Genomic DNA, 24,019 nt, shown 5'->3' on the forward strand with positions numbered 1-24,019 from the left:
TCGCACCCCCGGGCACCCCGCCCGGCGTCGCAGGCTCCACAGGCGGTCTGAGCGTTTCCTGGGCGGTCTCCTGGAGTCCCCGGTGGCGGATGCGGGCCGCGAAGGCCAGGGCCACGGCGGCCACCGCGAGCATGTCCACGTGCGCGTTGTTGACCGCCTCCATGGGCACCGCCGGGCACCACGCCCAGCACGCCGCCCGACCCGGCCCCCGCCGCAGCAGCAGCACCAGGGACGTCGCCGCGGCCAGCAGCGCACCCGCCGTCTGCAGCGGCCGGTGCCGCGACCCGTCCGGCGACACCCGTGCCACCAGCAGGAAGTACGCCTCGGCCAGCGGCGGATAGATCGTGTGCACGGTCGGCCGGTTGATGCGCGTGCACCCGCCGCCGGGCAGCGGGTAGAACCGGCCGTCCGGGCACGAGGTCGGGAACAGCCACGGGTCGCGCAGCGGCGCGAGCGCGGGATCGGCGGGCGGACGGTCGTAGGGCGACAGCCCGGCGGCCTGCACCCGCCCGTCCCAGACGTAGCGGTAGAAGTCGGTGCTGGTGCCGGGCGGGCCGAGCAGGCCGGTGGCGATCGCCGCCGCACCGCCGGCCAGGACGAGCGGCCGCGCCCACCGCTCCGGTACGCCGCGCAGCGCCCACAGGGCCGCCGCGAACAGCGCCCACGCCGCCCCGTACCAGCCCAGCGAGGGACGGCCGGACAGGAAGATCACACCCAGGACGGCCGCCAGGGCGGCGACGAGGGCTGCGGTGAGCAGCGTGCGGCGGGCCACGCCGGTCAGCCTGACACCGCGGCCCGCCCGTCCGGCCCGCGCCGGGGCCGATGTCCGCACTTCGTAAGAACCCTGGACTGTCGGGCGGGCCCGGTAGGGTCTCGCGCGTGGTCATCTCTCGGGCGTTACGCGCGGGGCTCGCGCTCGTCGTCGTCGCGGCCTGCGCGGCCGGCGGCGCGATCGAACCCGTACGCATGGTGGCCTGCGGCATGGTGGGCTACGAGATCGACTGCGGCGACCCCGAGTTCGAGGCCGAGCTGAAGGCCGGGTGGCTCACCCCCGAGCAGGCTCGGGCGGCGGGCTGCCCGATGGCGCCGGAGGAGGAGCCCGAGCCGGACATCCCCTATCCGTCGGACGAGCCGACGGTCGCGCCGCGCGCGATCGACCCGGCCGTCACCGCGCGGGTGAACGCGGCCTGGGACACGATCGAGCGCTGGCTGGCCGCGCACGCCTCGGCGACGCTGCGCGCGCTCGCGCACCCCGCGAGCGCCGAGGACGTCGCCAGGTCGGAGCGGAACATGGAGACCACCTTCCCCGACGCGCTGTACGCGTCGCTGCTGCGGCACAACGGCGCCGACGGCAACCTCGGCAGCGGCTTCCAGCTGCCCAAGGGCCTCGGCCTGGCCGGCATGTCGAGTTATTGGAGCCTGCGCGAGTACAACTGCAGGGACCTGGTCATGGCCGGATCGGCCGAGGACGCCGACCCCGACGACGGCACCTGGCACGGCAGCCTGCTGCCGTTCTCGTCCTCTGGCCGGGGCGAGGAGCTGTTCATCGACCCGCGCACGGGCCGCGTCGGCGAGAAGGGCAACGCCGAGCGCCTGCGCTACGACGGCCCGATGAGCTGGCCGTCCTACCTGGATCTGCTGGAGGCGGTGGCCGCCGCGCTGGGGTCGGGGCGGGCGCTGCGCGAGTGGTATCCGGTGGTGACGTCCGGCTGCGAGCTGCGCTGGGCCGGGGAGCCCGCCCCGGCGCCGACGGCGAACTGCGCGGGCGGGCCGCGGCCCAGCCCGACGCCGGAGCCCACGCCCACCCCGTACGTCCCCACCGAGGCCGAGGTACGCGCCACCGGCTGCAAGCCGGACAAGGCCAGGCCGGTGGTCCGCCGGCCGAGCCCGGCCGTGGCCGCACGGGTCGACGCGGCGTGGCGGCGCATCGAACGCTGGCTGGCCAGGAAGGCCCCCGCCGACCACCGGGGGCTGGGCCGGCCCGCCCGCCCGGCGGAGATCGCCAGGGCCGAGGCGGCGATGGGCCTGCGCTTCCCCGACGACCTGCGGGCCTCGCTGCTGCGCCACGACGGCGGCTCGGTCGATCTCAGCCCGTTCTACTCGCTCACGCCGGTCAAGGGCGTCCTGAACGAATGGAAGCTGCTCTGCGAGATCGTGCTGGACACCGAGCCCTACACGGGCTCCTGGTGGGACGGCCACCTCATCCCGTTCGCGGAGAACGGCATGGGCGACAACCTGTTCGCCGACAGCGCGACCGGTGCGGTCGGTGAGTTCTTCCACGAGGAGGGGCTGCGCCGCGGCGACTGGCCGTCGTATCTGGCCCTGCTCCAGGCCACCGCCCGGGCGCTGGAGACCGGCGAGCCGATCGACGGCTGGCGGCGCACGGTCTCCGGCGGCCGGGTGGAGTGGAAGCCGGTCCGCTGAACCCGGTCAGTCGTCCTGCGCGGCGGAGTCGCTCGACACGTCGGGGGCGCGGTGCTCGTACGGCGTGCTCAGCACCACGGTGGTGCGGGTGGAGACGTTGGCCGAGGCGCGGATCTGCTGCAGCAGGTCTTCCAGCGCCACCGGCGAGGCGACGCGCACCTTGAGTATGTAGCTCTCGTCGCCGGCCACGCTGTGGCAGGCCTCGATGGCCGACAGGTGGGCCAGCCGCTCGGGTGCGTCGTCGGGCGCGGCCGGGTCGATCGGTTTGATCGACACGAAGGCGGTCAGCGGCAGCCCGATGGCGTCGTGGTCGACGATCGCGGCGTAGCCGCGCACCACGCCGCGCTTCTCCAGCCTGCGGACGCGCTGGTGCACGGCCGACACCGACAGCCCGGTCTCCCTGGCCAGGTCGGTGAAGCTCATCCGGCCGTCGTGCGCGAGCAGCGCGACGATGCGGCGATCGATCTCCTCCATCACATCAAAGGTAGCCGGTCATGGTCACGACATGGTCCCGACCGGTTCGGCTCCCCTGCGCATCGCGTGTTCGACGAGCGTGATGAGCACTTCCCGGCCCGAGTCGCGCTTGCGGGCGTCGCAGCGGACGATAGGCACATCCGGTTCCAGGCCGATGGCCTGGCGCACCTCGCCGACGGTGAACGGGCGGGTGCCGTCGAAGCAGTTGAGCGCCACCACGAACGGCTGGCCGCGCTTTTCGAAGTAGTCGACCGCGGGGAAGCAGTCGGCCAGCTTGCGGGTGTCGGCCAGCACGACGGCGCCGAGCGCGCCCATGGCCAGCTCGTCCCAGACGAACCAGAACCGTTCCTGGCCGGGGGTGCCGAACAGGTACAGCATGTAGTCGTCGCGGATGGTGATGCGCCCGAAGTCCATGGCCACGGTGGTGGTGAGCTTGGCCTCGACGCCGGACAGGTCGTCGATGTGCGCGCCGACCTGGGTCAGCGCCTCTTCCGTGTGCAGCGGACGGGTCTCGGAGACGGCTCCGACGAGGGTGGTCTTGCCCGCGCCGAACCCTCCCGCGACCAAGATCTTGATCGCGGTCGGCAGCCGCCACCGGTCAACACGACCGAATACCATTCAGCACCGCCTGTTACCTCTCCCCGGGGCTCGTGCCATGCCTGCGGGCCGGTGCCCCGCTGGCGCCGCGGTCAGTGACACTTGTCAAGACGCAGAGAAAAGTGCCGGACCGCTGGCTCGGTGTCGAGTCACCCTAGCAATGCCACATTTTCCACTCAAGCCGCAGACATTTACAAGAAACAAATTGTCACGGTTTGCCGTCCCAATCACCGGTATTCGCTTCATGCACAAGATAGGGGTAAAGACGGCTGTCATAGGGCGGTTGTCCACAGTCGGCCACTTTGCTAGCCGACCGAAATACCGTGGAACCCCGAGCTGAAACCGATCTGTCGCCGCAGGTAGGAGGACGTGCGCGGGCTGCGTTCGCGCAACGGCTCGATCAGCGCGTCGGCTTCGCGGGTCAGCTCGGCCATCGCGCCGGCCACCTCGGCCCGGCTGACGTCCAGGGCCAGCACGTTCAGATCGCCCCAGCTCATGTCCCTGCGGTACGAGGCCACGTCCCCGAGCAGGTGCAGGTAGCGCTGCACGTGCCTGCTGACCGCGCGCAGCTCCTCCAGATGCCCCCTGGCCCAGACGTCCCCGCTGTAGATCCAGTGCGACAGGTCCACGAAGGACGAGCCGCGGCTGTCGGCGTTGTCCAGATAGCGGGCCAGCGTGGGAGCGGCGCCGGTGTCACGCCACACCCAGGCCCTGGCCATGCCGGCCAGCATCCTGGCGAGCTGGTCGCGCCAGAGCCAGCGCAGGTCGTCGAAGTCCTTGACGGTGGCCAGTTCGTCACGCAGGTCGGCGAGGAACCGGGTGGCGGCCGCGCGCGGCACCGCGCCGTCGGCGACGGCCAGGCACTCGCGGGTCAGCCTGGTCACCTGCTCGCGGGTGGTGGCCGCGTGGTCGATCAGCCAGTCGACGGCCAGCACCCACAACGAGGTCCTGGTGAAGACCTTCAGCCGGTCGGCCGAGGCCCAGGGGGCGCTGAAGGCGGCGTTCAGGGTCAGCGTCTGGTAGAGCTCGGTGCCGAACGCCGCGCGCGGAAACAGCCCACCGTACATCTGCGCGCACCGGCGCAGGTCACGGCCGCACTCCGCGGCGATCGCGCAGGTCCTGCCGAGCTCGAACGCCTCGTCCAGCTCGCCGTCCGGCATCCTAGGGCCGCTCTATCGGCACACGGATCATGGGCGACGACCCCCCAACCACCCGGATATATGCCTCTGGTGGTGAATTGTCCCATGATCGCGATCTTCCGATCAAGGTATCAGCAGCGTGGCCGATCAGCCCGCTCCGATGGCTATGAACGACACGTCGTCGCCCCTGGCCTGGCTCAACGCCTCGGCCAGCGTCAATCCGCGGCGCAGGCCGTCGTGCAGGCCGACCATCACCGGGACGGCCGTCTCGTCGTTGACCGGGACCACGCTGGCCACGATGCCCGCCGTACCCAGCCTGAGCAGGGCGGTGGCCAGGCCGAGCAGTTCGTCCGCGCCGACCGCGGCCATCTGCCCGGAGTCGCAGCTCGACAACACCAGCCGGTACGGGGCGCGGTGCAGGCGTTCCAGGTCGTAGCCGGTGAGCGGGCCGTCGTCCAGGTGGAGTGAGGAGAACAGCGGGCTGTCGGCCCGGAAGGTGCCGTGCGCGGCCAGGTGGGCCAGCAGGCAGCCGTCGAGCGCGGTCAGGACGGCCGGCGCGGTGGCCGCGCCGTCGGCCAGCACCGTGGCCCCGCCGTACAGTTCGGCGATGGCCCGGACCTCGCCGTCGGCGTTGACCACGCCGGGCCCTCTGACCAGCACGATCCGGCCGTCGGCCGGCCCCCCGGCGCCGTTCCGGCCCGGCTGGTCGGGCCGGGGCGCGGATCTGGCGCGCAGCCACGCGCTGGCCGAGGGCGCGACGGTGAAGGGCTTGCGGCGCAGCGACGGCAGCAGCCCCCACGGGGTGGGGTGCAGGATGCTGGGCGGCACCACGACGATCGGCCCGTCGCCGAGCCGCGCCGCCACCGGGCCGAGCACGGCCGCCTCCAGCCTGACCCCGAGCGCGTGCAGCTCACCCTGGTCGGGGTGCCGCTCGTAAGCCAGGCGGCGCAGCCTGGACCTGGCGAACTCCACCTCGGCCACCGCCTCGGCCACCGGGCCCACGCGGTGCCTGCGCACGCGCCCGCCGCCGCACAGCAGCACGTGCAGGATGCCGTCGATGACCACCATCTCGGCGAGCCTGCCGTCGCCGAGCGCGGCGAGGATCTGCCGTCCGTCGTGGCCGGGCTCGGCCCGGTCGTGGCTGCCGCGCATGCGCAGCGTCTTCGCCCGCACCTGGGATTCCAGCCGGCTCCTGTCGCGCTCCATGGTGGCGGCCGAGGCCGCCCCGCTGGAGCGGGCCTCGCTGAGCAGGTGGTCGAGCTGGCGCAGGGAGGCGAGCTGGGCGAGCAGCTCGTGGTCGTCGGGCGGACGCACCGCGGGCACCGCCAGCGCGGTGGCCCGCCACCGCTCGGTCCAGGCCAGCAGCCTGCGGGTGCGCCCGGTGTTCAGCAGGTGGCGCTGGGCCAGCGAGGCCAGCTCGGCGCCCTCTGCGGTGGCCAGCGCGTGCAGCTCGGACGAGCCGAACGTGAGCCGGTACTCCTCGATGACCGCCAGCCCGGACCTGCAGGCGTGCAGCAGCCGGTGCGGCTGCCCGGCCGCCTGCGCGCGCAGCGCCTCGGCCAGCCAGCCGCCGGCCCGCGAGGTGGCCGTGCCCCGGTGCCTGCCCTTGCCCGCGCTGGCCAGGTGGCGGTCGGCCTCGGCGTGCCTGCCCAGGTCGAGTGCGATGCGCCCGGCCAGCAGGTGCGCCTGCCACACCTCAGGCGAGCCCAGCTCGGCCAGCCGGTCGGCCAGCCTGCGCGCCTCACCCAGCAGCCGCCCGGGCAGCCCGTTGCGCGACCCGTTACGGGTTCCGTTGCCCGCGGAGCCGTTCCCGTTCGCCGAGCCGTGGCCCGCGAACCCGTTGCCGTTCACGGCCAGGGCGAGGGCCGCAGCGGAGGGGAAGGAGTCGGCCGGGGCGGACGTGAGCGCCGCGTACTCGGCCTGCAGCAGGATCAGCCTGGCGTGCTCGGCCCACCAGTCGCGCCGCTGCTCGGCGAACAGCTTGCGTGCCTCGGCCGCGCGCGCCCGCGCGGTGGCCGGGTCGGCGGCCTGCAGGGCGGCCCTGGCGGCGATGAGCAGCAGCTCGGCCCGCCTGGTCGCCTGCCCGCGCAGCCGGGCCAGCAGCCCGAGACCGCCGTCGGCCTGCTCCAGCGCGTCGCGGGCCAGCCCGGCGGCCAGCAGCACCTGGCACCGGTCTGCGACCAGGTCGAACATCGGCGTGCCCAGCCCGTTGAAGCCCCGTTCCGCCTCGTCGAGCAGGTCGAGCGCGGCCGGCAGGTCACCGGCGCGGAAGGCGACGACGCCCCGGTTCTGCACCGCGAGTATCGAGTCGTGCTCCTGGTTGGTGGTGGCGAACATGCGCTGCGCGGTGCTGAAGTCGGCGTCGGCGGGCTCGACCGAGCCGAGCGCGAGGTGCACGTTGCCGCGCAGCGTCAGCGCGCGGGCGGCCCAGACCGTGTCGCGCGCGGCCAGCAGGGCGGGCACGGCGCGCCGCAGGTCGTCGAGCGCGTCGTCGTGCCGGCCGAGAATCCAGCGCGCGCCGGCCCGGCGGAACAGCACCCGCGCCTGCGTGGTGCCGTCGGAGCGTTCCGCAGCGGCGTCGAGCGCGGTCAGGCCCGACCTGGTCCTGCCGTGCTGGAGCAGCGCGATGCCCAGCGTGGCCAGGACGTCGGACTCGCGGTCGGCCGAACCCGCGCGGCGGGCCAGCGTGACGGCCTGGCGCAGCTCGCCGATGGCCGCGTCGAGATCGCCGAACTCCCTGTGCAGGATGCCGATCGCCTGCCTGGCGATGGACGATTCGTACGGCCCGCGCCCGTCGGCCAGCATCGATCTGGCCGCGGTCAGCGCTTCACGGGGACGCGCGAACACCATGGCCAGGAGGTCGTGCGGATCTTCCCCGGACACATGTCGATCGTAGTGGCGCGATTCACCGCGAGTCCACGCGGTTTGCCGCCAGTCTGCGCCCGTTTCCCCCCACACGGCACACGAATTGCCGTCAGGCTGTATCAGCGCCGTGGGGGGCTGCTCTAAGAGGCGATGACACACCAAGCTGAGTTCCTCCCACGCCGCGAGGCCGAGGCCTTCACGCTCAAGGAGACGCGATGACCACACCAGACCCACGCTTCTGGGAACAGCTCGACATACTCAACGACGCCCTGCCCAACGGCGCCAGGGCCGTGGCCGGGCCCTACGGCGCCGGTCCCGGCCCCGGCAACCCCAAGCCGCAGTTCGCCTGCCTCGACCGCCACATCATCGTGCGCAAGGAGGACGTCGAGCGCACCGCCGAAGCCGTCGAACGCATCCAGCCCGGCCGGGGCGCGGTGGAGGTGACCTGGCCGGACGAGGGCAACCTGGAGCGCGTCTCCTGCCGCAGGCTCTCCATCGGCGACAGGAACATCTACCAGATGGTGGGCCTGCTCGAACGCGAGGGCATCCACGCCTCGCTGGTGCACTTCGTCACCGTCGCCGGGGTCAACCTCTGCCCGGGAGACGAGCCGGTGCCCAGCTCCGGGCCACTCAACCCGCCGATCTCGGCCCGTGACAGGGGCGAGGGCGTCCGGGTGGCCGTGCTCGACACCGGCCTGGTGCACGACTACCTCGACCACCAGTGGCTGGCGGAGAGCTCCGGCATCCCGCACGTGCCGCCGGTCACCGGCGACGTCACCTCGCCCGGCGACGAGCTCGACGCGATGGGCTTCATCAAGCCGTACGTGGGGCACGGCACGTTCATCGCCGGCGTGATCCGCTGCATCGCGCCCGCCACCGACGTCCGCGTCTACAACGCCTTCCCCTACGGCGGCGCGGCCGCCGAGGACGAGCTGGGCCTGACGCTGCTGCGGGTGCTGGACGAGCACGGCTGGCCGGACATCATCTCCCTGTCGGCCGGCACCAGGACGCTGGACGAGACCGTGCTGCTCGGCCTGGCCGACTTCATGCGGGAGCTGTCCGAGCACCCCGAGACCGTGCTGATCGCGGCGGCCGGCAACGACGGCGAGACGACCAGGTTCTGGCCGGCCGCCTACGCCGGTGAGCCGGTCAACGCCAATGACGACGTGGTGGTCTCGGTGGGCGCGCTGCGCGAGGACGGCCAGGGCCGGGCCTGCTTCAGCAACCACGGCGACTGGGTGCGCGTGTACGCTCCGGGCGAACGTCTGGTCAACGCGTTCACCTCCGGCTCCTACCAGTACGGCTACCCGCACCGCACCACGTGCCGCTACTCCGCCACAACCCTGTACCCCGGCTGCACCTGCGTGGCGCCGCTGCGCGACGGCGACAAGGCCGAGTTCACCGGCCTGGCCGCGTGGAGCGGCACCTCGTTCGCGGCGCCGATCATCTCCGGGCTGGTGGCGGCCAGGATGTCGCAGGCCAAGCTGCCTTCGCGCGAGGCGGCCGGGCAGCTCGTGCGCGGCCGGCTGGCCGTTCCGGATCTGAGCGGTTTTCTGCGATGAGCTCACGCCCGGCTGTTCTCGAGCGCTTCACGAAATATCATGAACTTCCCGCAGCCGAGGGAAGGACCGTCGTGGACGACACCGGAGCGCTCGTGGAAGCCGCCGCCGGTGGGGACGCCGGGGCGTGGAAAGAGCTCTACCAGCGATTCAGCGGACTGGTGTGGTCGGTGGCACGGGCGTACCTGGTGAACAGCGCCGACGCCCAGGACGTCTGCCAGACGACATGGTTCCGCTTCGCCGAGAACCTCACCAGCATCAGAGATCCGCAGCGCGTCGGCGCCTGGCTGGCCAGCACGGCCAAGCACGAGGCGCTGCGGGTCATCCGCACCAGCGGCAGGGCCACGCCGGTCAGCGACGTGGACCTGCTCGGGCTTCGCGTGGACGAGCGCTCGCCCGAGGCGTTGCTGCTGGAGGCGGAGGAGGCGAACGAACGGGCGGAACGCGCCCAGGTGGTGTGGGCGGCGTTCGAGGAGCTGCCGGATCGTTGCAGGCAGCTGTTACGCGTCCTCATCGCCTCGCCGCGGCCCAGCTACCAGGAGATCGCGGCGGGGCTGGACATCGCGGTCGGCAGCATCGGTCCCAATCGGGGCAGATGCCTCAGGCGGCTCGGCGACCTGCTCGCCAAGCGTGGCATCTCGGGGTGACGACGATGGACGAGTACGGTTTCGAAGACGAGGGCTTCGCCTGGGAGGAGGAGCTGCGGGAGATCGCGAACCGGCTCGACCCCGTGCCCGCGGAGCTGCTCGAGGACGCGATGCGGGCGTACGCGCTGCGGACGCTGGACGCGGAGCTGGCCGAGCTGACGTTCGACTCGTGGGACGTGGTGTCGGCCACCCGGGTCAGGGGCGGCGGGCCGCGGCTGCTCACGTTCACCTCCAGGGATCTGGTGCTGGAGCTGGAGGTGTCCGGGGCGCGGCTGGTCGGGCGCACGTCGGGCGGACCGGCCGAGATCGGGGTGCAGCGGCGCGACGACGAGACCCGGTTGCGTTCCGACGCGCTGGGCCGCTTCACCGCCGACGCGCTCCAGCCGGGGCCGCTGCGCCTGCGGGTGAGCCCGGCGCAGGGCGACCCGGTGGTCACCTGCTGGATCCGCATCTGACCCGAACCCGGGTCCGCCGAGGGCTCGCGAGCGAAACGCGCCGGCGCGGGGTGCCCATCCCAGCGCCGGCGCGTCGCATGTCCGGCGACCGGCCACTCGGCGGCCACTGCGGGCGGCCACTGCGGGCGGCCACTGCGACCGGCCTGCTGCGGGCGGCTTACTGCGGGCGGCGTCGCGCGCCGTGACGAGCCCGGCCGTGCGGATCACGTCGCCCCCGATCAGGACGTGTTCCTGCACGGTCGCGCGCGGCTCGTCCCGGCGGCGCGCCGTCCCCGCGGCCCGGCCGCCTCACTCGCCGGCGAGAGCTGCTCGCCGGCGGACCGCCCCCGCATGTCCGCCGGCTGTCGAACGCCCTCGCCTCCCAGAGCATCGGCCGGCGGATTTGATACATCCCGGTTATGGGCCGGGCGGGCGGATCAGTCGCATCCCTGGGTGCTGACCTGCCTGGTGGCGTTCGCGCCCTTGGTGGCGTCGGGTTCGACCTCGGCGGCGGTGAGCACGTACCCGGTGTCCTTCTGGCCGACGACGGCGGCGAAGACGACGCCGTACACCTGGCCGGCGGCGGTCAGCAGCGGGCCGCCCGAGTTGCCCTGGCGCACGCTGCCGCGCACCAGGTACGCCTCGCGCGTGACCTGGCCCCTGCGGTAGATGTCCGGGCTGGAGATCTCCTTCCTGGCGACGACCCGGGCCGCGCCCATGGTGAAACCGCCGCCCTTCGGGTATCCGGCGACGACGGCCTCGTCCCCCTTGCGCGCGGTGCCGTCGAAGGTGAGCACGGGCAGGCCCAGTCCGGGGATGTGCAGCACGGCGATGTCGCGCGCGGGGTTGTAGCGCACGACGGTGGCCGGCCTGGCGCGGCCGGCCGCGTCGATGATCCGCAGGTCCTGGTCGACGCCCGCGACGACGTGCGCGTTGGTCATGACGCGGTCGGCGGCGAACACGAAGCCGGTGCCCTCGATGCGTTTGCCGCAGCTTGTGGCCGTGCCCTGCACCTGGACGACGCCGCGCCTGGCGGCCTTGAGCCCGACGCTGCGCAGCACGCCCGGGTCGGGCTCGGGCACGTCGATCTCGGGGGTGCCGCCGATGGCGTCCAGCACGGGCGGGAACTCGGACCTGTCGATGAACTGCTTGAACGGCTGCTGCCAGGCGCGCGCGGTGCCCGGCATGAGGTCGTCCATGGCGCCGAGCAGCAGGGAGCCGCGGATCTGGTCGACGATGGTGGTGAAGGAGCTGGAGATCAGCAGGCTGCCGACCAGCCAGGCGACCACGAGCACGGACAACCCGCCGGCCAGCGTGCCGCCGGCGGCGTCGATCAGCCGGGCGTGCTCCTGCCTGACCAGGTGGCTGCGGAACACCGCGCCCAGCGTGGAGGCGGCGAACTGCCCGGCCACCGCCGTGATGAAGACGATGACCAGGGCGAGCAGCGCCTGCGCGGCGTCGCCGCCGGCGAGCGCCGCGGCGACGGGCGGCGCGATGGCGACGCCGAGCACGCAGCCGCCGACGAAGCCGACGAAGCTCAGGGCGCCGACGATGAACCCCTGCCGGTAACCCGAGACGGCGAACGCGATCACGAGACAGAGCAGGATGAGGTCTAAGAGATCACCGCGCACCCGCCCAACCGTACCCACACCGGCCACAACCCGCGCCGATCCGCTCTCCGGGGCGTCAGGGGCCTTCTGAGAGGGTCGCCCAGACGGCGGTGGCGTCGTCGTGCGGTTTGCCCGTCACGGGGCCGTGCGCCCGTTCAGCGGCCCGCACGGCCCTGATGGCCGACTCCGGGCCCTGCGCGGCCACCGTCCCGGCGACCGACTCCCAGGTCCAGCCGTACCAGTCGACCAGCCGGCCCACCCCGTCGGTGAACAGCCCGGCCCCGGCCAGCCCGGCCGCCTCGACGCTGCCGGTCACCGCCTCGTGCGCGGCGCCGGGCGCGGTGCTCGCCACCCAGAACCCGCCGGCCGTGTTGCGCGAGCGCCGTACCAGGTCGAGGCTGTACGGCCGGCCGCCGGGCAACCGGTCGAGCCGGTCGTCGCCGGCGACGGTGACCCGGCCGTCGCGGTGCCGCAGCACGACCGGCGAGTCGCCGAGCACCAGGTACTCCACCCGATCCCCCGCCCACCGGACGATCGCCGCCGTGGACGAGGGCGAGTCGGGGTTGCCCAGGTCGCAGCCGCCGCCGTGGGCCGTCATCGCGGTGCGTATGGCGTGTTCCAGCGCCCCGGCCAGCGGCAGGCCGGGGTCGGCGAGCAGGGCCTGGGCGAGACCTGCGGCCAGCCGCGACACCAGCCACGGCACGTCGTGCGCGCACCCGCTGTCGACGCCGGCCGCCGCGGTGGCGCCGTCGAGCACGGCCGCCCAGGTGGGACCGGCGACGACCAGGTCCTCGTTGGGCCGCGCGGACCCGGCCAGGCTGGCGTAGGAGACCTTCAGCACGTCCGCCGCACCGGCCTCACGACGGGCCTCCTGGCGGGCGTCACTGCAGGCGTCACGAGGGGCCGCACTACGCGTGTCACGACCGTGACCGTTCGCCGCCGGGTTCCGGGACGTCGAGCGGGCCGGTGATGTCGAACGCGGCGTCGAGCCTGCCGACCAGCCTGGCCGCCAGCCCCGGCACGACCACCTCGCCCCACTCCCCCACCAGCCCGAGGAACGCCCGCAGATCGTCCTGAGCGGCCCGCAGCAGCCCGGCCAGGGCCTGGACGGGCACCTCCACGCAGCGCCCCCACCGCGTCTCGCCGAGCCCGCCGTCCTGCCACACCCGCAGCCGCTCCCCGTCGAACTCGGCCCACGGGGACGGGTCGTGGCCGAACCAGGGGGTCTCACCGGCGAAGAGGCTCTCCCAGGAGCGCCACTCCTCCAGCCCGCTGCAGCAGCCCGGCGAGATGCTCACCCGCGCGGCCTGGTCGCGCAGTTCGAGCCCGCCCGTGGCGATCAGGTCCTCCTGGGCGAGCAGGCGGCGGACGAGGGTGGCGGCGTCGGCCTCGGCCGGGGACAACGCGTCGCACTCGGGCGCGCCCTCGGAGTCGGCGCCGGGTTCCGCGTCGGCCCTGGCGAGCACCGCCATCACGGTGCCGACCTCGGCGAAGCCGAGCACGCCCGACAGCGGCGCCCAGCCCCACCCGGTCTCCGCCGTCACCGGCCAGGCCTGGAAGCCCGTCAGGTCCCAGCGTTCGATCATCGGCACCAGCCGCAGCCCCACGCCGCCCACTCCCCCGCCGCTCAGCCCTTGGCCAGGGCCCGGCCGATCACCAGCCGCTGGATCTGGTTGGTGCCCTCGACGATCTGCAGCACCTTGGCCTCGCGCATGTAGCGCTCCACCGGGAAGTCCTCGACGTAGCCGTAGCCGCCGAGCACCTGCACCGCGTCGGTGGTGACCTTCATGCACATGTCGGTGGCGAACAGCTTGGCCATGGCCGCCTGCGTGCCGTACGGGCGGCCGGCGTCGCGCAGCCTGGCGGCCTCCAGGTAGAGCGCGCGGGCGGCGGCGATCTGGGTGGCCATGTCGGCCAGCATGAACGAGATGCCCTGGAAGTCGACGATGCGGGTGCCGAACTGCTGACGTTCGCGCGCGTAGGCCAGGGCGGCGTCGAGCGCGGCCTGGGCGACGCCGACCGCGCAGGCGGCGATGCCGAGCCGGCCGCCGTCGAGGGCGGCCATGGCGATGCGGAAGCCCTCGCCGTCGGCCCCGACCAGCGCGTCGGACGGCAGCCGCACGCCGTCGAAACGCACCTGGGCGGTCGGCGAGGACCGCATGCCCATCTTGTGCTCGGGCGGGCCGAACGACAGCCCGTCGAGCCCGGCGGGCACGTGGAAGGCGGAGATGCCGCGCGGCCCGGCGGCGCCGGTGCGGGCCATGAGCAGGTAGAAGTCGGCGACCCCGCCGTGGGTGATCCAGGCCTTGACCCCGTCGACGGTGTAGCCGTCGGGGCCGGGCTGGGCGCGGGTGGTCAGCGCGGCGGCGTCGGAGCCGGACTGGGGCTCGGACAGGCAGTACGCGCCCAGCAGGCCGCCGCCCACCATGGCGGGCAGCAGCTCCTCCCGCTGCTGATCGGAGCCGAAGGCGGCCACCGGGAAGCACGACAGCGTGTGCACCGAGGTGCCCAGGCCGACGGTCAGCCAGCCGGCCGCCAGCTCCTCCACCACCTGCAGGTAGACCTCCTGCGGCTGCGCGGCGCCGCCGTACTCCTCGGGGTAGGGCAGGCCGAGCAGCCCGGCGGCGCCGAGCGTGGCGAACACCTCGCGCGGGAACCGCCCGGACGCCTCGTCGGCCGCGGCGCGCGGCGCGATCTCCTTGGCGACGAGCTCGCGGGTCAGGTCGATCAGGTCGTGCGCCTCGGGGGTGGGCAGGGCACGTGCGACAGTCATCGAGTTGAACTCCTTGTGAGAGTGAACGTGCCCCGCATTCTGCCTAAACGATCACCAGTTCACGAGTGGTGTTGTTCAACCGTTCCCCGCCGTCTTCGGTGCACACCAGGATGTCCTCGATCCTGGCGCCGTGCTTGCCGGCCAGGTAGATGCCCGGCTCGACGGAGAAGGCGAAGCCCGGCTCCATCGGCTCGGTGTTGCCCGCGACGATGTACGGCTCCTCGTGGGTCTCGATGCCGATGCCGTGGCCGGTGCGGTGGATGAAGCGCTCGCCGTAGCCGGCGTCCTCGATGACCGAGCGGGCGGCGGCGTCGATCGACTCGCACGACACCCCCGGCCGGACGGCGGCGCAGGCCGCGTCCTGGGCGCGCCGCAGCACCTCGTAGTACTCGGCGAACTCCGCCGGCGGCTCGCCCACGCAGTAGACGCGGGTGGAGTCGGAGCAGTAGCCGTTGTGCAGCTGGCCGCCGATGTCGACGACCACCGGCTCGCCGGCCTGGATGACCCGGTCGGACAGCTCGTGGTGCGGGCTGGCGCCGTTGGGCCCGGAGGCGACGATGACGAAGTCGACCGTCTCGTGCCCGGCGGCCAGGATGGCCTCGGCGATGTCGCGGCCCACCTCGCGCTCGGTGCGCCCGGCGCGCAGGAACTCCGGCACCTGCCGGTGCACCGCGTCGATGGCCCGGCCGGCCTCGCGCAGCGCCTCGACCTCGCCGGGCGACTTGCGCATGCGCAGCTCGCGCAGCACCCGGCCGGCCAGCACCTGCTCGGTGCCCGGCAGCACCTCGCGGAAGCGCAGCGACGACATCGCCCACATCCGGTCGGCCAGCCCCACCTTGGCCACGTTGCCCAGCCGCCTGGCCGCGATCCGGTACGGGTCGTCCGTCTCGTCCCAGGCGACGAACTCCAGGCCGAGCCTGGCGGCGGGCGAGGCCTGCGCGGCGGGCAGTTCGAGCCTGGGCACCATCATGAACGACTCGCCGGAGGCGGGCACCACCAGGCAGGTCAGCCGTTCGAGCGGCAGGGCCTGGTAGCCGCTGACATAGCGCAGATCGGGGCTGGGAGTGAGCAACAGGGCGTCAAGGCCGGCTTTGGCGGTGGCCTCCTGCACGGCGGCGAGACGGGACACGGGATACAAGTCTGTGGACGTCACAGGCACAATCTACTCCGGACCCGGCTCCTAAAATCCGCGAAAAACTCTCACAACACGGCAAGCCCTCGCTACACTCCGCTCCATATCTATCACGTAGTGTGAGACCAATTGTCCTGTTCCTGTTGAGAGTGAGACGTATGGTCGACGTCGCAGGCGCGGCCGAGCTGGTCCCGGCCGGCACCGAGCTGCTGGCCGCCCGGCTGGCGCACGCCCAGCGGCTGGGCAACATGGGCTGGGCCGAGTGGAACCTGCGCACCGGCGAGGCCGTCTGGTCCGACCAGGTGTACGTGATCTTCGGCCGCGACCCCGACGACGGCCCGGTCTCCCTGCCCGACCTGTGCGACCACGTCGAGCCGTGCGACGCGGCCGCGCTCGACGAGCTGCTGTGGGACGTCCTGCAGGGCACCACCCCGGACGTCGCCCCCCGCCCGGGACCGGCGCAGGCCGAGTTCCGCATCAGGCGCGGCGGCGGCGCGGGCGAGCTGCGCGACCTGCGGATCGTGCTGGAGCCGCTGATGGCCCCCGGCGGTCCTGTCGGCATGCACGGCGTCATCCAGGACATCACCGGACGCCGCCGCGCCGAGCGCATGATGTCGGAGTCGCGCCGCCAGCTGCTGGAGGCCCGCGAGCAGGCCGCCGAGGAGCGCCACGTCATGCTGGCGCTGCGCGAGGCCATCCTGCCCGAGCCGGTCGGCTGCCTCGACCTGCCGCACACCAGGATCGCGGTGCGCTACGTGCCCGCCGAGAAGACCGCGAACCTGGGCGGCGACTGGTTCGAGGCCGCACCCATGCCCGACGGCCGGGTGCTGCTGGCCATCGGCGACGTCTCCGGCCACGGCCTGCCCGCCATCGCCCACATGGCGCAACTGCGGCACGCGCTCATCGGCCTGACCATGACGGGACAACCCGCCAACCGGCTGCTCGGCTGGCTGAACGAGCTGGTCCTGCACCAGCTCAAGGACACCACCACGGCCACCGCGATCATCGGGCACCTCGACCCGGCCACCCGCGTGTTCAGCTGGAGCCAGGCGGGCAACCTGGCGCCGATCCTGGTGCGCGAGGGCATCGCCACGCCGCTGCGCAAGCCCAAGGGCGTGCTGCTCGGCGCCGCCGACGGCCGCCCGTACGAGCTGGCCTGCACCAAGCTGCTCGACGGCGACCTGCTGCTGATGTTCACCGACGGGCTGGTCGAGCGGCGCACCCGCGACATCGACGTCGGGCTCGACCTGACCCTGGCCGCCGCCCGCGACCTGCCCAGGGACCTGCGCGGCCACGACCTGGACGCCGGGCTCGACCGTCTGCTGGCCGACATCGGCGGCCCCAACCCGGAAGACGACGCGTGTTTGCTGGCGGTGGGCATACTGGGCTAGTGCTCATGCTTCTGGACACCCCGTCCCTGTACTTCCGGGCCTTCTACGGCATCCCGGAGACGATCACCGCCCCCGACGGGTCGCCGGTCAACGCGGTACGCGGCCTCATCGACATGATCGCCACGCTGGTCCGCCAGCACTCCCCCGCCCAGCTCGCCGCCACCATGGACGCCGACTGGCGGCCGGCCTTCCGCGTGACGGCGATCCCCACCTACAAGGCGCACCGCGTGGCGCAGGGCGACGAGGAGGAGGTGCCCGACACGCTGGTGCCGCAGATCGCGGTCATCGAGCAGGTGCTCGACGCCGTCGGCATCGCCAGGCTCGAATCGCCCGGCTACGAGGCCGACGACGTCATCGGCACCCTCACCCACCAGGCCCCGGGCGCGGTCGACATCGTCACCGGCGACCGCGACCTGTTCCAGCTCGTCGACGACGCACGCCCGGTCCGGGTCCTGTACACCGCGCGCGGCATCAGGAACCTGCAGATCGTGGACGAGGCGTTCGTGAGCGCCAAGTACGGCATCCCCGGCCGCGGCTACGCCGACTTCGCCACGCTGCGCGGCGACCCCAGCGACGGCCTGCCCGGCGTGCCCGGCGTCGGCGAGAAGACCGCGGCCTCGCTCATCACCCGCTTCGGCACGCTGGAGTCCATGCTGGCCGCGCTCGACTCCGGCACCGCCGAGGGGTTCCCGGCCGGCGCGCGCACCCGGCTGAGCGCGGCCCGCGACTACCTGGCCGCCGCGCCCGCCGTGGTCAAGGTGGCCCACGACGCGCCGCTGCCCGCCGCCGACCTGAACCTGCCCGCCAAGCCCCGCGACCCGGAGTCGCTGGTGCGGCTGGCCGACAAGTACGGTCTCGACAGCCCGCTCAACCGGCTGCTCGACGTCCTGGCCGCCTCCTGACCGCTCGGCGGCCGTCGGCGGGCGGCTTGTAGGGTGCTGGGCGTGTCGATGATTCAGATCCCGCACGGGACTCCGGCCAGGCTGGAAGACGGGTTCGAGCGGATCAGGCGCGAGCTGCGGCTGCCCGGCGGCTTCCCGGCGGCCGTGCTCGCCGAGGCGGAGGCCGCCGCCGCGGCGCCGCCGCCCGCGCCTTCCTCCGGCCGCGCCGACCTGACCGACCTGCCGTTCGTGACCATCGACCCGCCCGGCGCCATGGACCTCGACCAGGCCGTCCACCTGGAGCGCACGCCCGGCGGCTACCGCGTCTGGTACGCCATCGCCGACGTCGGCGCGTTCGTCGTGCCGGGCGGCGCGATCGACGCCGAGGCCCGCCTGCGCGGTGCGACCATCTACTTCCCGGCCGGCAAGGTGCCGCTGCACCCGCCGGTGCTGTCGGAGGGCGCGGCCAGCCTGCTGCCCGGCCTGACCAGGCCCGCCGCCGTGTGGCGGATCGACCTCGACGCCGAGGGCCGCACCGTCGGCGCCGACGTGCAGCGCGCCCTGGTCCGCAGCCGCGAACGCCTCGACTACGCCTACGTGCAGGCCGCCGTCGACACCGGCACCGCCGACGGCACGCCGCTCCTGCTGGCCGAGATCGGCCGACTCAGGCTGGCGCTGGAACGCGAGCGCGGCGGCGTCACCCTGCCCACGCCCGACCAGGAGATCGTCCTCTCCGACGGCGGCTACCAGCTGGAGTTCCGCCTGCCGCTGCCCGCGGAGGCGTGGAACGCGCAGATCTCGCTGCTGACCGGCATGGCCGCGGCCGCGATGATGCTCGACGCCGAGCTCGGCGTCCTGCGCGTGCTGCCGCCGCCGCAGCCGGGCGACCTGGCCAAGGTACGCAGGGTCGCGCTGGCGCTCGACGTGCCCTGGCCCGAGGGGGCGAGCTACGGCGCGGTCGTGCACGACCTCGACCCGAAGAAGGCGCAGCAGGCGGCCTTCCTGCACGAGTCGAAGGTGCTGCTGCGCGGCGCCGGCTACGTGGCCTTCGACGGGGCGCCGCCGCGCCTGGCCGACCACGCCGCGGTGGCCGCGCCGTACACGCACGTCACCGCGCCGCTGCGGCGCCTGGTCGACCGCTACGCCACCGAGGTGTGCCTGGCGGTCGCCGCGGGCGAGCCGGTGCCCGAGCACGTCACGGCGGCCCTGGCCGAGCTGCCCGACCTCATGACCGCCGCCGGACGCCGCTCCGGGGCCGTGGACCGGGCCTGCGTGGACCTGGTGGAGGCGTTCCTGCTGCGCGACAGGATCGGGCAGGCGTTCGAGGCCGTGGTGATCGACGCGGGCGAGCGGCGCGGCCTGGTCCAGCTCGTCGACCCGGCCGTGATCGCCCGCTGCGACGGCGAGCTGCCGCTGGGCGAACAGGTCACCGTACGCCTCGCGCAGGCCGACCCGGCCACCCGCGAGGTGCGCTTCACGCTGGGCTGACCCGGCGGGCCCTACCTCTTGAAGGCGCTCCAGCCCGCGCCCAGCCCCATCAGGTGCAGGGCCACGCACAGCAGACCGGCGATCTCGAGCGTGGTGACGGTGAGCACGCCGCCCACGGCCAGGTCGGCCAGGGCGAAGACGAGGGAGAGCAGGAACAGTACGGCGGCGATGAGGGCGAACATGGTGGTTACCTCCGGTTCGACAGGTGCGTCCGGATCGTGATGTTTGTCGTTACCTGGGGGATGTCCGGTGCGATCACCGAGGAAACTGGCGCGAAGGTGACGTTACGTGAACAGGCGACGACAACCCCTTGACCGGCCGGTCAGTCGAGTCACCGGCGGCCGGGGGCACGCAGATTTCCTGCAGCCGCCCTGCATACGCCACCCGCGATGCTGACCGCGCAGAACGACATCCGCGTGAACCTCGAAGGAAGGACACACATGTCGATCAAGCGCGTCGTCACCATGCTGGTGGCGGGCACTCTGGCCGTATCCGGGCTCGGCCTGACCACCGCCACCACGCTGGCGGTCGGTGCCGCGCCGGCCGAGGCGGTCGGACCCTGCGGCAGCGGCTACGCCCGCGTGGGCGCCTACCGCATCCCGCCGACCGGCACCCGTACGGGCACGCTGGAGGTGTACTACAACTCCGGCAACGGCAAGAACTGCGCCTTGGCCTACGGATACGGCGCCACCTACGGAAAGAAGACCTGGAAGGCCGTCTCGATAGCGAGAGCCGACGGGGGCGACTTCCGGATGGACGGCGACGAATACGAGTACTACGCCGGCCCGGTGTACCTCTCGGCGCCCGGCCAGTGCATCGACGTGCGCGGAGCGGTGACGACCGGCAAGCAGACCTTCCTCAACAATGTGCATTGCGGCTGACCGACTTTCCGGCCAGGAAGGGCGAAGGCGGTTGCTCACCCGGGATGAAATAGTGACCGTTTCCAGGTGAAAGCCGCCGATCGTACCTGCGCCTGACTCCATGCGCGATGAAGGGCCCGCCGCACGGCGGGCCCTTTGTCGTGGGCGCACATCAGGTGCGTTCGTGTGCAACCATGGTTACAGTAACTGTGGTTACCGAACGTCGGGCATGGGTGGAGGGACGATGACGGGCACGGCCGGGCAATGGGTGCTGCTGGCGTATCGCGTCCCGCGTCAGCCGTCGACGCTGCGGATCACGATCTGGCGCAAGCTGGACCGGCTCGGGGTGGCGCGGCTGGGCGACGGGCTGGTCGCGTTGCCCGCCGATGCCAGGACCCGGGAGCAGATCGACTGGATCGCCGAGGAGATCGGCGAGATGGGCGGCAGCTCCACCGTGTGGCTGGCCGCCGCCGGCAGCGCCGTACAGGAGAAGGCGATCGCCGGCGAGATGCGCACCGCGCGGGCGGCCGAGTACCGGGCGGTGCTCGAGCAGGCCGAGACGGCGGGCCGGGCGCGCCCGGGCGAGCGCAGCCGGGCTGCGAAGCGACTGCAGGCCGAGCTGCGCAGGATCGGCCGGCGCGACTACTTCCCGCCCGCCGAGCGAGAGGCCGCGCAACGCGCAGTGCGGGCACTGACCGACACCGCTACCGGCTCCGACGCCGGGACCGGCCCTGGCGCCGGGGCGAGCGAGGTCACGCGATGAGGTGGGCCACGCGCGCCGGCGTGCACATCGACCGGGCCGCATGTGCCTGGCTGATCAGGCGGCACCTCGATCCCGAGCCGGAGTTCGTGTTCGTCGACGACCCCGCGGCGGTGCCCGCGGACGCGACGCCGTTCGACCTGCGCGGCGCCGAATTGTCCCACCACGGCGGCGACTGCAGCTTCGAGACGATCCTGCGCCGCTACGAACTCGACGATCCGGTGCTGTGGAAGCTGGCCGAGATCGTGCACGAGGCCGACATCGACGACGAGCGCTTCGACGCCCCCGAGGCGCCGGGGATGGATGTGATCCTGCGCGGACTGTCGATGATCTGCGACGACGAGCGCGTACTGGAGATCACCGGCCCGGTCTTCGACGGCCTGTACGAGTTCCACCGGCGGGCCCTGCTGCTGGGCCGGGAACCGGCGTGACGGGCACGGCCGGCCTGCTGCTGACCTCCCAGGCGCTGCGCGGCGTCGGGTACGGCATCGCCGCGGTGCGGCTCGGCGCGATCCTGCGCCTGGACGGCCTGACGCAGGCCGAGGTCGGGCCGACGCCGGCGGCCAGCCTGTCCGGCACGCTGATCTCCAGCCTCGCCCTGGCCCGCTGGGGCGATCGCGCCGGACGCCGCCGCGGCCACGCCGCCCTGTACGCGGCCTGCTCTGCTCGGGGATCACGATCGCGGCCGGGGCGTCCGGGTGGCTGCCGGCGGTGGTGGCCATGACGGGGGCGCTGTCGGTCGAGGTGATGGAGTCCGGGCCGTTCACCACGCTGGAGCAGGTCATGCCGGCCGGAACCGGGCGTCCCCGTCGCGAGGTGGTGCGCGGTTTCGGCCGCTACACCGCGGTCGCCGCTGTCGCGGGGACGGCAGGGGCGTTGCCCGGCGCGCTGCCGCCGGACCCGCGGCTGCTCGGCGGCGTCCTGACCGTCGTGGGCGCGGCCGGCATGGTGCCGGCGCTTCGGCTGCCCGCCGGCGTCGAGGCGCCCGCCATGTCCCTGGGGGTGCTGCGCACGATGGTGTTCACGCACATCCCGGCCAACCTGCTGCCGGCCGCCGTCCCGTTCGCGTCCGGCCTGGGCGGGGCGATCGCGCTGCTGACGGCGCGGGCCCGCCCTGCCGGGGCCGCGCCGGCCGGCTTCCTGCTGACCTTCGGCCTGGCGCTGCCGTTCGTGATCGCCGGAGCCGCCAAAGCCGCCTACGACCTGACCCTGTGGCGGATCTTCCGATCAGTCCGCCTGCCCGCAGAGGGGCCGTCATGACGATCGACGCAACACGTGATGTGATCCCGTTCCGCCAAGCCGTACGGGCCTGGTTCCTGATCTCGCTGCAGACCTTCGGCGGCCCGGCCGGGCAGATCGCCGTCATGCAGCGCACCCTGGTGGAGGAGAAACGCTGGATCGGCCAGCGGCGTTTCAACCACGCGCTCAACTACTGCATGCTGCTGCCGGGACCGGAGGCCCAGCAACTGGCCATCTACGTCGGCTGGCTGCTGAACGGCACCCGCGGCGGGCTGGTGGCCGGGACCCTGTTCGTGCTGCCCGGCATGCTGGCGTTGCTGATCCTCTCGGCCGTCTACCTCCTGTGGCAGGACACCGCGGTGGTGACCGCGCTGTTCGCCGGGATCGCCCCGGCCGTGCTCGCGATCGTGGCCCAGGCCGTCATCCGGGTCGCCAAGCGCTCGCTCACCCACCCGTTCTTCGTCGCCCTGGCCGTGGCCGCCTTCGCCGCGCTCGCGCTGTTCGCCGTACCGTTCCCGCTCGTGGTCGCCGCCGCGGCGCTCGCCGGCCGGCTCGCGTACCGGCTGGCCCCGCACGTCTTCAAGCCGGGCGACGGGCACGGCGGCGACGGCGGGCCGGCCCCGCTGATCCCGGACGACGCCCTGCACCACGCACAGCCGAGCCTGCGGTCGGCGGGCAGGATCCTGGCCATCGGGCTGGTCGCCTGGTGGGTGCCGGTCGCCGCGGTGGCGCTCTTCCTCGGCACCGACAGTGTGTTCACCACCCAAGGACTGTTCTTCTCCGGCACCGCGCTGGTCACCTTCGGCGGCGCCTACGCCGTGCTGGCCTTCGTCGCCCAGCGGGCCGTGGAGGTCTACGGCTGGCTCACGCCCGGCGAGATGGTCCGCGGCCTGGCGCTGGCCGAGACGACGCCCGGGCCGCTGATCATGGTGGTGCAGTTCGTCGCGTTCCTCGGCGCCTACCGCGACCCGGGCGCGCTCACCCCATGGGCCGGAGCGCTGCTGGGGGCGCTGCTGACGACCTGGGTGACGTTCGTGCCGTGCTTCCTGTTCATCTTCCTCGGTGCCCCCTACGTCGAGAAGCTGCGGCACAACGGCGCCATCAGCGCCGCGCTCACCGGCATCACCGCCTCCGTGGTGGGCGTCATCGCCAACCTGGCGCTCTACTTCGCCGAGCACACCCTGTTCGGACGGACCTTCGCCTGGACGTGGGGGCCGTTCACCGCGCAGGTCCCCGAGCCCGGCACGCTCAACCCCGTCGCCCTGGCCATCACGGGGGCGGCGCTGGTCATGACGTTCGTGCTGAAGTGGCCGATGCTGCGCATCCTCGGTATCTGCGCGCTGCTCGGCGTGGGCACAGCGTTCCTGCCCGGGTAGGCGTTCCTGCCCGGTTAGGCGTTACCGCCCGGTTAGGCGCTCCTGCTCTGGTAGCGGCCAGCAGCGCCACACCGGTCCCGCCGTCCGCCCCGGCGTCGTCCGCCGTCGTGCGGGCGGGAGAACCACGCGTGTCAGGGGCGCAGGCCCGCCGTCACGACCGCCGCGCTCCGGCCCAGCACGCCGCGCACCCGGGCCCGGCGTTCGGCGGTCAGGCAGCCGATCAGCAGGTCGTGCACGTCGGTCGCCGACAGGTCGCGCCGCACCGCGCCCGCCCGCTGCGCCCGCGCCAGTAATCGCCCCAGCGCCTCGGCGAAGTCACCCGCCGTCCCCGCGCCCTGATCACGGCCCCGGTCCCCGCCCTGGCCACGGC

The 24,019-nt window shown here is 73.3% G+C and carries 24 protein-coding genes and 1 pseudogene; 13 read left to right on the top strand and 12 right to left on the bottom strand.

The window, feature by feature from the left end; translation table 11 throughout:
* Positions 1-832, bottom strand: a pseudogene (locus tag HII36_RS39345) (hypothetical protein); the annotation flags it as partial.
* Positions 833-879: 47 nt separating this feature from the next.
* Here HII36_RS39345 and HII36_RS39350 point away from each other — a divergent pair.
* Entirely contained in the window at positions 880-2,424 is a 1,545-nt protein-coding gene (locus tag HII36_RS39350) for an SMI1/KNR4 family protein (protein WP_173528425.1), read from the top strand.
* Between the two features lie 6 nt (positions 2,425-2,430).
* On the opposite strand, the gene HII36_RS39355 is transcribed toward HII36_RS39350, so the two are convergent.
* From HII36_RS39355 to HII36_RS39370, 4 genes are all read right to left on the bottom strand, one after another.
* Positions 2,431-2,898 (bottom strand): Lrp/AsnC family transcriptional regulator, encoded by a 468-nt coding sequence (locus HII36_RS39355; protein ID WP_173528426.1) that lies wholly within the window; start codon positions 2,896-2,898, stop codon positions 2,431-2,433.
* 24 nt (positions 2,899-2,922) lie between these two features.
* A complete protein-coding gene (locus HII36_RS39360; protein ID WP_173528427.1) occupies positions 2,923-3,516 on the bottom strand; it encodes a GTP-binding protein in 594 nt (197 codons plus the stop codon).
* Between the two features lie 284 nt (positions 3,517-3,800).
* Positions 3,801-4,655 carry a terpene synthase family protein gene (locus HII36_RS39365; protein WP_173528428.1) on the bottom strand — a complete coding sequence of 285 codons (855 nt, stop codon included), beginning with the start codon at positions 4,653-4,655 and terminating at the stop codon, positions 3,801-3,803.
* Positions 4,656-4,781: 126 nt separating this feature from the next.
* Positions 4,782-7,517 (bottom strand): CHAT domain-containing protein, encoded by a 2,736-nt coding sequence (locus tag HII36_RS39370; RefSeq protein ID WP_173528429.1) that lies wholly within the window; start codon positions 7,515-7,517, stop codon positions 4,782-4,784.
* Positions 7,518-7,714: 197 nt separating this feature from the next.
* On the opposite strand from HII36_RS39370, the gene HII36_RS39375 reads away from it, so the two are divergent.
* From HII36_RS39375 to HII36_RS39385, 3 genes are all read left to right on the top strand, one after another.
* Positions 7,715-9,061 carry a S8/S53 family peptidase gene (locus HII36_RS39375; RefSeq protein ID WP_173528430.1) on the top strand — a complete coding sequence of 449 codons (1,347 nt, stop codon included), beginning with the start codon at positions 7,715-7,717 and terminating at the stop codon, positions 9,059-9,061.
* A gap of 71 nt (positions 9,062-9,132) precedes the next feature.
* Positions 9,133-9,705, top strand: a complete 573-nt coding sequence (locus HII36_RS39380; protein ID WP_173528431.1) for an RNA polymerase sigma factor — start codon at positions 9,133-9,135, stop codon at positions 9,703-9,705.
* Positions 9,706-9,710: 5 nt separating this feature from the next.
* Positions 9,711-10,160 (top strand): hypothetical protein, encoded by a 450-nt coding sequence (locus HII36_RS39385; RefSeq protein WP_173528432.1) that lies wholly within the window; start codon positions 9,711-9,713, stop codon positions 10,158-10,160.
* Between the two features lie 416 nt (positions 10,161-10,576).
* Here the strand turns inward: HII36_RS39385 and HII36_RS39390 are convergent, their stop codons facing one another.
* The 5 genes from HII36_RS39390 to HII36_RS39410 form a co-directional block, all read right to left on the bottom strand.
* A complete protein-coding gene (locus HII36_RS39390) occupies positions 10,577-11,770 on the bottom strand; it encodes a MarP family serine protease (RefSeq protein WP_173528433.1) in 1,194 nt (397 codons plus the stop codon).
* 55 nt (positions 11,771-11,825) lie between these two features.
* Positions 11,826-12,590: a protein phosphatase 2C domain-containing protein gene (locus tag HII36_RS39395; protein ID WP_328808093.1), complete on the bottom strand. Its 765-nt coding sequence runs from the start codon at positions 12,588-12,590 to the stop codon at positions 11,826-11,828.
* A 76-nt stretch (positions 12,591-12,666) separates the two neighbouring features.
* Entirely contained in the window at positions 12,667-13,356 is a 690-nt protein-coding gene (locus HII36_RS39400) for a hypothetical protein (RefSeq protein WP_173528434.1), read from the bottom strand.
* 20 nt (positions 13,357-13,376) lie between these two features.
* Entirely contained in the window at positions 13,377-14,522 is a 1,146-nt protein-coding gene (locus tag HII36_RS39405; RefSeq protein WP_173528435.1) for an acyl-CoA dehydrogenase family protein, read from the bottom strand.
* A gap of 43 nt (positions 14,523-14,565) precedes the next feature.
* Positions 14,566-15,660, bottom strand: coding sequence for a M24 family metallopeptidase (locus tag HII36_RS39410; protein WP_217370525.1), 1,095 nt, complete (start codon positions 15,658-15,660; stop codon positions 14,566-14,568).
* Positions 15,661-15,812: 152 nt separating this feature from the next.
* Here HII36_RS39410 and HII36_RS39415 point away from each other — a divergent pair, with 152 nt between their 5' ends.
* The 3 genes from HII36_RS39415 to HII36_RS39425 are packed head-to-tail and all read left to right on the top strand — an operon-like array spanning position 15,813 to position 19,414.
* Positions 15,813-17,045, top strand: a complete 1,233-nt coding sequence (locus HII36_RS39415; protein WP_173528437.1) for a PP2C family protein-serine/threonine phosphatase — start codon at positions 15,813-15,815, stop codon at positions 17,043-17,045.
* A 5-nt stretch (positions 17,046-17,050) separates the two neighbouring features.
* A complete protein-coding gene (locus HII36_RS39420; RefSeq protein ID WP_173528446.1) occupies positions 17,051-17,947 on the top strand; it encodes a 5'-3' exonuclease in 897 nt (298 codons plus the stop codon).
* A gap of 48 nt (positions 17,948-17,995) precedes the next feature.
* On the top strand, positions 17,996-19,414 hold the full coding sequence (locus HII36_RS39425) for an RNB domain-containing ribonuclease (protein WP_173528447.1): 1,419 nt from the start codon (positions 17,996-17,998) through the stop codon (positions 19,412-19,414).
* An 11-nt stretch (positions 19,415-19,425) separates the two neighbouring features.
* Here HII36_RS39425 and HII36_RS39430 read toward each other — a convergent pair whose 3' ends face one another.
* Positions 19,426-19,596, bottom strand: coding sequence for a hypothetical protein (locus HII36_RS39430; RefSeq protein WP_173528438.1), 171 nt, complete (start codon positions 19,594-19,596; stop codon positions 19,426-19,428).
* A gap of 207 nt (positions 19,597-19,803) precedes the next feature.
* Between HII36_RS39430 and HII36_RS39435 the strand changes: the two genes are divergently transcribed.
* The 6 genes from HII36_RS39435 to chrA all read left to right on the top strand — a co-directional run bounded on the left by HII36_RS39435 (position 19,804) and on the right by chrA (position 23,649).
* Positions 19,804-20,295: a hypothetical protein gene (locus HII36_RS39435; RefSeq protein ID WP_173528439.1), complete on the top strand. Its 492-nt coding sequence runs from the start codon at positions 19,804-19,806 to the stop codon at positions 20,293-20,295.
* Between the two features lie 223 nt (positions 20,296-20,518).
* The gene (locus HII36_RS39440) at positions 20,519-21,037 is read left to right on the top strand and encodes a Chromate resistance protein ChrB (RefSeq protein WP_173528440.1); all 519 of its coding nucleotides are present in this window, start codon (positions 20,519-20,521) and stop codon (positions 21,035-21,037) included.
* Complete coding sequence (locus tag HII36_RS39445) at positions 21,034-21,465, top strand: chromate resistance protein ChrB domain-containing protein (RefSeq protein WP_173528441.1); 432 nt, start codon at positions 21,034-21,036, stop codon at positions 21,463-21,465. Before HII36_RS39440 ends, HII36_RS39445 begins: the two co-directional genes overlap by 4 nt.
* Complete coding sequence (locus HII36_RS39450) at positions 21,462-21,758, top strand: hypothetical protein (RefSeq protein ID WP_173528442.1); 297 nt, start codon at positions 21,462-21,464, stop codon at positions 21,756-21,758. Before HII36_RS39445 ends, HII36_RS39450 begins: the two co-directional genes overlap by 4 nt.
* On the top strand, positions 21,755-22,294 hold the full coding sequence (locus HII36_RS39455; protein ID WP_173528443.1) for a hypothetical protein: 540 nt from the start codon (positions 21,755-21,757) through the stop codon (positions 22,292-22,294). The genes HII36_RS39450 and HII36_RS39455 overlap by 4 nt, the downstream gene beginning before the upstream one ends.
* The gene (chrA, locus tag HII36_RS39460) at positions 22,291-23,649 is read left to right on the top strand and encodes a chromate efflux transporter (RefSeq protein ID WP_173528444.1); all 1,359 of its coding nucleotides are present in this window, start codon (positions 22,291-22,293) and stop codon (positions 23,647-23,649) included. Before HII36_RS39455 ends, chrA begins: the two co-directional genes overlap by 4 nt.
* A 131-nt stretch (positions 23,650-23,780) precedes the next feature.
* Here the strand turns inward: chrA and HII36_RS39465 are convergent.
* Positions 23,781-24,019: SbtR family transcriptional regulator (locus HII36_RS39465; RefSeq protein ID WP_407940853.1), on the bottom strand; the 239-nt coding region annotated here is incomplete at its 5' end.

The sequence above is a fragment of the Nonomuraea antri genome, from assembly GCF_013283785.1.
Taxonomy (GTDB): domain Bacteria; phylum Actinomycetota; class Actinomycetes; order Streptosporangiales; family Streptosporangiaceae; genus Nonomuraea; species Nonomuraea antri.

Excerpts from the sequence above, each read along its gene's own strand:
- HII36_RS39355 (WP_173528426.1), bottom strand. The coding sequence starts at position 2,898 with ATGGAGGAGATCGATCGCCGCATCGTCGCGCTGCTCGCGCACGACGGC.
- HII36_RS39360 (WP_173528427.1), bottom strand. The coding sequence starts at position 3,516 with ATGGTATTCGGTCGTGTTGACCGGTGGCGGCTGCCGACCGCGATCAAG.
- HII36_RS39365 (WP_173528428.1), bottom strand. The coding sequence starts at position 4,655 with ATGCCGGACGGCGAGCTGGACGAGGCGTTCGAGCTCGGCAGGACCTGC.
- HII36_RS39375 (WP_173528430.1), top strand. The coding sequence starts at position 7,715 with ATGACCACACCAGACCCACGCTTCTGGGAACAGCTCGACATACTCAAC.
- HII36_RS39385 (WP_173528432.1), top strand. The coding sequence starts at position 9,711 with ATGGACGAGTACGGTTTCGAAGACGAGGGCTTCGCCTGGGAGGAGGAG.
- HII36_RS39405 (WP_173528435.1), bottom strand. The coding sequence starts at position 14,522 with ATGACTGTCGCACGTGCCCTGCCCACCCCCGAGGCGCACGACCTGATC.
- HII36_RS39415 (WP_173528437.1), top strand. The coding sequence starts at position 15,813 with ATGGTCGACGTCGCAGGCGCGGCCGAGCTGGTCCCGGCCGGCACCGAG.
- HII36_RS39420 (WP_173528446.1), top strand. The coding sequence starts at position 17,051 with ATGCTTCTGGACACCCCGTCCCTGTACTTCCGGGCCTTCTACGGCATC.
- HII36_RS39425 (WP_173528447.1), top strand. The coding sequence starts at position 17,996 with ATGATTCAGATCCCGCACGGGACTCCGGCCAGGCTGGAAGACGGGTTC.
- HII36_RS39430 (WP_173528438.1), bottom strand. The coding sequence starts at position 19,596 with ATGTTCGCCCTCATCGCCGCCGTACTGTTCCTGCTCTCCCTCGTCTTC.
- HII36_RS39435 (WP_173528439.1), top strand. The coding sequence starts at position 19,804 with ATGCTGACCGCGCAGAACGACATCCGCGTGAACCTCGAAGGAAGGACA.
- HII36_RS39440 (WP_173528440.1), top strand. The coding sequence starts at position 20,519 with ATGACGGGCACGGCCGGGCAATGGGTGCTGCTGGCGTATCGCGTCCCG.
- HII36_RS39445 (WP_173528441.1), top strand. The coding sequence starts at position 21,034 with ATGAGGTGGGCCACGCGCGCCGGCGTGCACATCGACCGGGCCGCATGT.
- HII36_RS39455 (WP_173528443.1), top strand. The coding sequence starts at position 21,755 with ATGACGGGGGCGCTGTCGGTCGAGGTGATGGAGTCCGGGCCGTTCACC.
- chrA (WP_173528444.1), top strand. The coding sequence starts at position 22,291 with ATGACGATCGACGCAACACGTGATGTGATCCCGTTCCGCCAAGCCGTA.